General features: G+C 60.2%; 5 protein-coding genes. 4 read left to right on the forward strand and 1 reads right to left on the reverse strand.

Going from position 1 to position 8,744, the window contains the following annotated elements; genetic code table 11:
• The 4 genes from adhE to moaA all read left to right on the forward strand — a co-directional run.
• A partial coding sequence (gene adhE / locus NW856_RS07610; protein ID WP_414399706.1) for a bifunctional acetaldehyde-CoA/alcohol dehydrogenase occupies positions 1-2,413 on the forward strand: 2,413 nt, incomplete at its 5' end.
• 10 nt (positions 2,414-2,423) lie between these two features.
• Positions 2,424-5,210, forward strand: coding sequence for a GNAT family N-acetyltransferase (locus NW856_RS07615; protein ID WP_414399707.1), 2,787 nt, complete (start codon positions 2,424-2,426; stop codon positions 5,208-5,210).
• 153 nt (positions 5,211-5,363) lie between these two features.
• Entirely contained in the window at positions 5,364-6,473 is a 1,110-nt protein-coding gene (locus NW856_RS07620; RefSeq protein ID WP_414399708.1) for a sulfate ABC transporter substrate-binding protein, read from the forward strand.
• A 767-nt stretch (positions 6,474-7,240) separates the two neighbouring features.
• Positions 7,241-8,218: a GTP 3',8-cyclase MoaA gene (gene moaA / locus NW856_RS07625; RefSeq protein ID WP_414399709.1), complete on the forward strand. Its 978-nt coding sequence runs from the start codon at positions 7,241-7,243 to the stop codon at positions 8,216-8,218.
• Here the strand turns inward: moaA and NW856_RS07630 are convergent.
• The coding region (locus NW856_RS07630; RefSeq protein ID WP_414399710.1) for a CRTAC1 family protein at positions 8,215-8,744 on the reverse strand (530 nt) is incomplete at its 5' end. The genes moaA and NW856_RS07630 overlap by 4 nt on opposite strands.

Genomic DNA, 8,744 nt, shown 5'->3' on the forward strand with positions numbered 1-8,744 from the left:
AGAATACATTTACAACAAATACAAACACGAAAAGACCTGTGGAGTCATCGAGCGAGATGAGAGTTTTGGCTACGAGAGAATTGCTGAACCGGTGGGTCTTTTGGCAGGTATTGTGCCGGTAACCAACCCCACGTCAACGACCATTTTCAAGGCTCTGATCACCCTCAAAACCCGCAACGGCATTATCTTTTCTCCCCACCCGCGGGCTAAACAATGCACCATTGCCGCGGCCAAAGTGGTCAGAGAAGCTGCCGAGGCAGCGGGCGCTCCTGTGGGGTTGATCGGCTGGATTGACGAGCCCACGATTGAGCTCTCCCAGGCTTTGATGCAGCATCCTGAGGTGAAGCTGATCTTGGCTACCGGCGGGCCTGGCATGGTTAAAGCGGCCTACTCTTCGGGCCACCCGTCTTTGGGGGTGGGAGCGGGCAATACCCCGGCAGTGATCGATGCCAGTGCCGATATTCCCATGGCTGTCAGCTCGATTTTGTTGAGCAAGACCTTCGACAACGGCATGATCTGTGCCTCAGAACAGGCAGTGGTGGTGGTGGATGCCATCTACGAGCAGGTCAAGGCCGAGTTTCGCCATCGGGGGGCCTACATTTTGGATCTGGAACAAACCGAAGCAGTACGCCGCATCCTTCTCAAAGACGGTCGCCTCAATCCGGCCATTGTGGGCCAGTCGGTGCAGACCATCGCTGCCCTGGCCGGGATCCAGGTACCCGAAGGCACCAAACTGCTGATTGGGGAAGTGGAGAAGGTGGGGCCGGAGGAGCCCTTCTCCTACGAAAAATTGGCCCCTGTTCTGGCCCTCTACCGCGCCAACGATTTCCACAGCGCCGTAGATGTTGCTGTCCAACTGGTCAATTTCGGCGGGCGGGGACACACCTCTGTTTTGTATACAGATCCCGCCAATCGGGACGATATTGCCTACTTTGAAAATGCCCTACAAACGGCGCGAGTGTTGATCAATACTCCCTCTTCCCAGGGGGCAATCGGGGATCTCTACAACTTCAAGCTAGATCCCTCTCTGACTTTGGGCTGTGGCACTTGGGGAGGCAATTCGATCTCCGAGAATGTGGGGCCGCGCCACCTGCTCAACATTAAAACGGTAACCCAACGTCGGGAAAACATGCTCTGGTTTCGGATCCCGCCCAAGATTTACTTCAAGCCCGGATGTCTACCCATTGCTCTGCGGGAATTGGCCGGCAAAAAACGCGCCTTTTTGGTGACCGATAAGCCGCTCTTTGAGTTGGGCATATTGCATCCCATCACCCAGGTTTTGGATGAGATTCGCGTGAGCTGGGATGTGTACCACGATGTAGAGCCGGATCCCACCCTCAGCAACGTCAATCGCGGTCTGGAGCAGTTGCGCCAGTTTCAACCGGATGTGATTATTGCGGTCGGTGGGGGATCCCCGATGGATGCGGCCAAGGTGATGTGGCTGATGTACGAGCAGCCCCAGGTGGAGTTTGATGGCTTGGCGATGCGCTTTATGGACATCCGCAAGCGGGTTTACGAGCTGCCGCCACTGGGGCAAAAAGCTCAGCTCATCTGCATCCCCACCACTTCCGGCACGGGATCCGAGGTGACGCCCTTTGCCGTAGTGACCGATGACCGGGTGGGGATCAAATACCCCCTGGCGGACTACGCCCTCACCCCCACCATGGCCATTGTGGATCCGGATCTCACCCTCAAGATGCCCAAGAAGCTAACGGCTTACGGGGGTATCGATGCCCTCACCCATGCTCTGGAAGCCTATGTGTCGGTGATGGCCAGCGACTTTACCGATGGGCTGGCCCTGCAGGCCATCAAGCTCCTGATGACCTACCTGCCGCGGGCCTACGAGAAGGGCGCCGAGGATCCCGAAGCGCGGGAAAAAGTCCACTACGCCGCCACCATTGCCGGCATGGCCTTTGCCAACGCCTTTTTGGGGGTGTGCCACTCCCTGGCCCACAAGCTGGGATCCACCTTCCATCTGCCCCACGGCCTGGCCAATGCCCTGATGATTACCCACGTCATCCGCTACAACGCCACCGACGCCCCCTTTAAGCAGGCCATTTTTCCCCAATACCGCTATCCCAACGCCAAGCACCGCTACGCTGAAATTGCCGATTACCTGCAGTTGGGCGGGGCGGATGACGATGAAAAGGTCATGCGCCTCATCGAGGCCATCGAAGAACTCAAGCGGAAACTGGGGATCCCGGCCACCATTCGCGAGGCCCTGGGGGAGAAAGAGCGGGAGTTTTACGACCGTCTGGAGGCGATGGCGGAGCAAGCCTTTGACGACCAATGCACCGGCGCCAACCCCCGCTATCCCCTCATTCAAGACATGAAGGAGCTGTACGTTTTGGCCTATCGGGGCTGCCGGGTGGATTCTGCCCTCTACCACCAGCCGGAACCAGTGTTGGCCTAAGGAGTAGGGTATGTGGCAACGACTGGATCCCAGTGTGGATATCTGGAGGGCCCGATCCCATCCCCTGAATCCCATTTTTCTGCCCCGTTCGGTGGCGGTGGTGGGGGCCACGGAGCGGGAGGGCAGCGTGGGGCGGACGGTGTTGTGGAACCTCATTAGCCACCCCTTTGGCGGCACGGTTTACCCGGTCAATCCCAAGCGGCACCAGGTGTTGGGGATCCGGGCCTATGAGCGGCTTTCCGCTTTGCCGGAGCCGGTGGATCTGGCTATTATTGCCATTCCGGCAGCGGGGGTGCCCAAGGTGGTGCAGGAGTGCGTAGAAGCCGGGGTCAAGGGCGCCATTGTTCTTTCAGCAGGCTTCAAGGAAACGGGCCCTGCTGGCTGGGAGCTGGAGAAGCAAATTCAGCAGACTATCCAATCGCGTCAGCGGGACGGAGTCCTTGGGAAGCTGCGCTTGATTGGCCCCAACTGCCTGGGGATCCAAAACCCCCACACGGGCTTAAACGCCACCTTTGCTGCCCAGATGGCCCGGCCCGGCAATGTGGGCTTCATCAGCCAAAGTGGGGCCCTGTGCACCTCGATTTTGGACTGGAGCCTGCAGGAAAATGTGGGCTTCAGCGCCTTTATCTCTCTGGGATCCATGCTGGATGTGGGCTGGGGAGATCTGATTGACTACCTGGGCGAGGATCCCCATACCCATAGCATCGTCCTATACATGGAATCCATCGGGGATGCCCGCTCTTTTCTGTCCGCGGCCCGAGAGGTGGCCCTGAGCAAGCCCATCATTGTCATCAAGGCGGGGCGCACCCAGGCGGCGGCCCAAGCAGCCGCTTCCCACACGGGCTCCCTCACCGGCAGCGACGCAGTGTTGGATGCGGCCTTCCGCCGTTGCGGCGTGCTGCGGGTGGATCACATTGAAGATCTCTTCGACCTGGCGGAGGTGCTGGCCAAACAGCCCCGTCCTCAGGGCCCTCACCTGACCATCCTCACCAATGCCGGCGGGCCAGGGGTGCTGGCCACCGATGCCCTCATTCGCGCCGGGGGATCCCTGGCCGAGCTTTCTCCCCAAACCCTGGAGCAGCTTGAGCGGATCTTGCCCCCCCACTGGAGCCACGGCAATCCCATTGACATTTTGGGGGACGCAGATCCGGAGCGCTTTGCCCAAGTTTTGGAAGTGGTGTTGCGGGATCCCGGCAGCCAGGGCTGTCTGGTCATCCTCACCCCCCAAGCCATGACGGATCCCACCCGCACGGCTGAGAAAGTGGTGGAGACCTGGCGGCGCAGCGGATCCCGGCAGCCTATCCTGGCCAGTTGGATGGGGGGAGCTGGCGTGGATGCGGGCGAGCACATCCTCAACCAAGCCGGGATCCCTACCTATCGCTACCCGGATCAAGCGGCGCGGGTGTTCGGCTATTTGTGGCGATTTAGCTACAACCTCAAGGCCCTCTACGAGACCCCCACTCTGCCCCCTTCAACAGCGGTAGAGCGCGACAAGGTGCAGCAAACCCTTGCCCAGGCGAGGCGGGAAGGCCGCACGCTTCTCACGGAGGTCGAATCTAAGGAAATCCTGGCCGCCTACGGGATCCCGGTGGTGCCGACGCGGGTGGCTGAGAGTCCCGAAGCGGCGGTGGAAGCTGCCGAGGCTATGGGCTACCCGGTGGTGGTGAAGCTCTACTCCCACACCCTCACCCACAAAACCGATGTGGGCGGCGTGCAGCTCAACCTGCCCGATGCTGAGGCGGTGCGCCGGGCCTTCGGGCAAATCCTCCGCAACGTCAGCGAGAAAGCGGGTCCGGAGCACTTCCAGGGGGTCACAGTGCAGCCGATGGTGGACACGGATGGCTATGAGCTGATCCTGGGGAGCAGCCAGGATCCCCAGTTTGGGCCGGTGTTGCTGTTTGGCAGTGGCGGACAACTGGTGGAGGTGTTTCAGGATCGCTCCATTGGCCTTCCCCCCCTCAACACCACCTTGGCGCGGCGCCTGATGGAAAACACCCTCATCTACAAAGCCCTCAGGGGGGTACGCGGACGCCCAGCCGTCGATCTGGAGGCCCTAGAACAGCTCTTGGTGCGCTTTAGCCAACTGGTGGCCGAGCAGCGGGAGATTAAAGAGATCGACATCAATCCGCTGCTGGCTTCCAGCGAGGGCCTGCTGGCTTTGGATGCCCGCGTCATTTTGCGAACCGAGCAGGATCCCCAGGTGCCCTTGGCCATCCGCCCCTATCCCACCCAGTACATCTGGAGCTTCCGGGACGGCATCACCATTCGCCCCATTCGCCCTGAAGACGAGCCTTTGGTGATCGATTTTCACCGCCACGTCTCCGATTACAGCGTCTATCTGCGCTACTTCCACCCGATCAAATACAGCGTCCGCGTCGCCCACGAGCGCCTTACCCGCATTTGCTTTAACGATTACGACCGCGAGATTGCCTTAGTAGCAGAAAAACAGGAGCCAGAGGCCAATCGCGTCAGCGGCACGAAGTCCTTAATCCTCGGCATCAGCCGCCTCTCCAGAAAACATGGCTTTCCCCAAGAAGCAGAGTTTGCCATGCTGGTGGCGGATCCCTACCAACGGCAAGGGATTGGCACAGAGCTGTTGACCCGCCTCATTCAGGTGGCCCGCTGCGAAGGGATCCAGCACCTCACCGGCGAGGTTCTTGGCGAAAACGAGGCCATGCGCCGCCTGTGTCAGCGGCTGGGGTTTCAGTTGCGCCCTTCTCCAGAGGATCCCGGGATCTTCAAGGCTGCTCTGGCTTTAATCTCCGATCCGCCAATCCTCGCCACCTGCTCCCCCTAGAGATCCCCAGAGAACTAAAAACGGTTTACCGACTGGCTTACCGTAGAATAAGACGGGAAGAGTCCTGGCGCTTGTCCCCTCCCCTTTTGGGAGGGGGGTTGGGGGTGAGGGCGGACTCCCTCTGAGGAGGAGGAGAAGTTTTTGGGGATTGCTATGAACACTGAAGGGACACCTGCGAACAAATGGGGGATCCCCTCAGCAATCGAGGTGGTCTGGTCTGGGAGAGTTGGGGCCGGGATCCGCAGGCTGCCGGTGAGCATGGGGCGGTGGCTGGGGATGGGATCCCTAATTTTTGGCCTTCTTCTTGGCCTCAGTGGTTGTGTCAGCGGTATGGGCTCAGGGGGATCCAGAGAGGAAGTAGCGATTCTCCTGGCCTCCTTTGCGGTAACTCGAGACGCTTACCGGAAAATCGTTCCTGCCTTTGAGGCCCACTGGCTGGCGAAAACGGGGCAACGGGTGCGCGTAGAAAGCAGCTACGGCGGCTCAGCAACGCAATCGCGGGCAGTTATTGACGGGCTGGATGCCGATGTGGTGGCCTTGGCTCTGGCCCTGGATGTGGAGCGCCTCGTGGCTGCGGGTCTCATCCAGCCGGGATGGGAAGCCCGTACCCCCAACCAAGGGATCGTTACCCGTTCGGTGGCAGTGATTGTGACGCGGGAGGGCAACCCCCAGGGGATCCGCTCTTGGCAAGATCTGGCTCGGCCCGGCTTGCAGGTGGTTACCGCCAACCCTAAGACCTCAGGGGGCGCCCGCTGGAACTTTTTAGCCCTCTGGAGCGCTGTCCCTGAACCCCAGGCTCTGGCCTTCACCACCCAGGTCTACAAGAATGTCCGCATTTTGCCGCGGGACTCACGAGAGGCCACCGATGTTTTTTTCCAAAAAGGGCAAGGGGATGCCCTGATTACCTACGAACATGAGGTGATCCTGGCGGGCTTGCGCGGCCAATCCCTGTCCTATGTGGTGCCGGATCCCAACATTTCCATCGACAACCCCGTAGCCGTGGTGGATGCCAATGTGGATCGCAAAGGTACCCGTGCCGTGGCCGAAGCCTTTGTGGACTACCTATTCACCCCAGAAGCGCAGCGGGCCTTTGCCGAGGTGGGCTTTCGCCCGGTGGAGCCGACGGTGGCCCAAGAGTTTGCCTGGCGGTACCCTCCTGTTGAGAAGCTGGTTACCGTCGCCGACCTGGGAGGCTGGGAGGTTGTCCAAAACCGCTTTTTTGCCGATGGGGCCTTGTTTGACCGCATCCAAGCCCAGTTTTGACGCTCATCCCGCTAACGCAAAGCAAGTAGCAGGAGATTCCCCCTTCACCGAGTCTTGACCCGATGCCCTAGAGGACATCCCCGCCAGAACCTCTCCAGGGGCCTTTGAGGACTTCGTCCCCCTGGCGAGCACCTCACCGCGCTCCCCAACCCGATCCCGCAGCACCATCCCACCGGCAACATCCCTGGGCAGCCAACAGCCACAAGAGCACTCATACCAGCGGGTTCTCAGCGCCTCACCCCACGCCGGACACTCCTGAGAGGTGCCTGCCGCCCTCTCTCTGGCTCCAGCCTTGCCCCGCTTGAACCCAACCCAGGGCAGCGCCGAGTTCAGGAACTGCCCATGACCGGCCTCCACTATAGGCTTGCCCAGCACCCTGCGCCTTGAGGGTGAACTCATGGTCAGGGTTGTGATGGGCGCGTTGTGTATCACCACCTGCTGCCTGCCTTCCTGTGGCGGTGCGCCTTTGTCGGTCATCACACAAAAGCCATAGGCTGAGCAGCCAGCGGAGATGGAGGGATTGTTCTTTCTGCTGGCTCGCTGCTTCACCACCCCTGCTGCACGCGAAGCACTGCAATGAATCTGGGTAGAGATTTGCACCTCAATCCTCGCAGTATCCTGCAAACTGGAGGTGTTGCCCCCGCCAGCTAAAATCTCAAGACGGTTCTCGCTGCCTTCACGGATGAAGACTCTGGGAGGTTTTCCAAAAGCGACGGAAAGTGCCCTTGAGGGGAAAGGTTGCCATTTTTTTCCTGGCCCAGCTTGCCATGCCGACCGTCAACTATCTGCGCATCAGCTTGATCGATCGCTGCAATTTCCGCTGCCAGTACTGCATGCCCGACGAGGCAGAGTTGGCCTGGCTGCAAGCCCCAGAGCGCTTGACTGATGAGGAAATCCTTACGCTGGTTCAAGAGGTGTTTTTGCCCTTGGGGATCGATTGCTTTCGCCTCACCGGCGGCGAACCCCTGCTGAGGCCGGGGCTGGAGCACCTCATCCGGGCTCTATGCAGCCTGCCTGGGGTGAGAGATGTGGCCCTTACCACCAACGGCTTCAACCTCAGCCAAAAAGCTCAACTCCTCTATGAAGCGGGGTTGCGCCGCATCAACATCAGCTTTGATTCCCTCAACCCCGAGACCTTTCGACTGATCACGGGGCGGGATCGCTGGCGGCAGGTCTGGGCCGGGATCCAAGTTGCTCACCAAGTGGGGTTCGATCCCCTCAAGTTGAATGTGGTGGTGATCCCTGGGCTCAACGAATCGGAAGTGGAAGATCTGGCTGCCCTTACCCTGGAGCGACAATGGCATGTGCGCTTCATCGAGTTTATGCCCATCGGCAATGCCGCCCTCTTTCAGCAGGCCGGCTGGGTGGAGTCTGAGGTGCTGCGACAGCGAATTCGCGCTCGCTTTGGCCTGGAACCCGGGTTTGTGGCCGGCAATGGGCCGGCGGATGTGTTTCGAATCCCGGGGGCAAAAGGCACCTTGGGCTTTATCAGCCAGATGTCGGAGTGCTTTTGCGATCGATGCAACCGCATGCGGCTATCCAGCGACGGTTGGCTGCGCCCTTGCCTGCTCAACGAATCCGGCCAAATCAACCTGCGGGATCCGCTGCGAGCTGGGATCCCTGCCGAAAGGCTAAGACAGCAGGTGCGAGAACTGCTGGACATCAAGCCGGACATCAACTTCAAAGGACGGGACACCGGCAGCCAGGGATCCTACCGGCGCACCATGTCTCAGATTGGCGGCTAGCGGGGATAAGGGATCCGCAAAAGCTGGTTGACCGGTGGGTGGGCCACCTGCAACTGTTTCCCATCCGGCCACTGGATCTGGATTTCCTTGACCCCTGTTTCGGATCCCAGGCCAAAGTGGGCCACCGGCTCCATCTGACAGAGGTAGCCGCTGCCGGCGTCGATGGCCTGGATCTGGGTACGGGTGGAGGTGAGCAGCCTTACCAACGCGCCGCGGGCCGGGGCTCCCTGGCGGGTGAGGGGCAGAACTCTCAGCCAGTTGTTGGCATTGGCCTGAGGGCGATAGAAGCTGAGAGGCTGGGCGCCAGACTCCCCATGGGCAATCAACAATTCCAGACGACCATCCCCATCCACATCGGCCACTGCTGCTCCTGTCCCCAATCCCTGGGGCTCGGCAGCATCTCCAATGTCAATGGCTTGCCAACGGCCTGAGCGCCAAGCAAACAGACGGTTGGGCTCGCCGATGTTGTTGAAAAACAGCTCCGGGTAGCCGTCGTTGTCGAAGTCGGCAGCGATGACCGTGCGAA

Origin of the sequence: Synechococcus sp. R3-13, from assembly GCF_047462195.1 — a bacterium.
GTDB lineage: Bacteria > Cyanobacteriota > Cyanobacteriia > Thermostichales > Thermostichaceae > Thermostichus.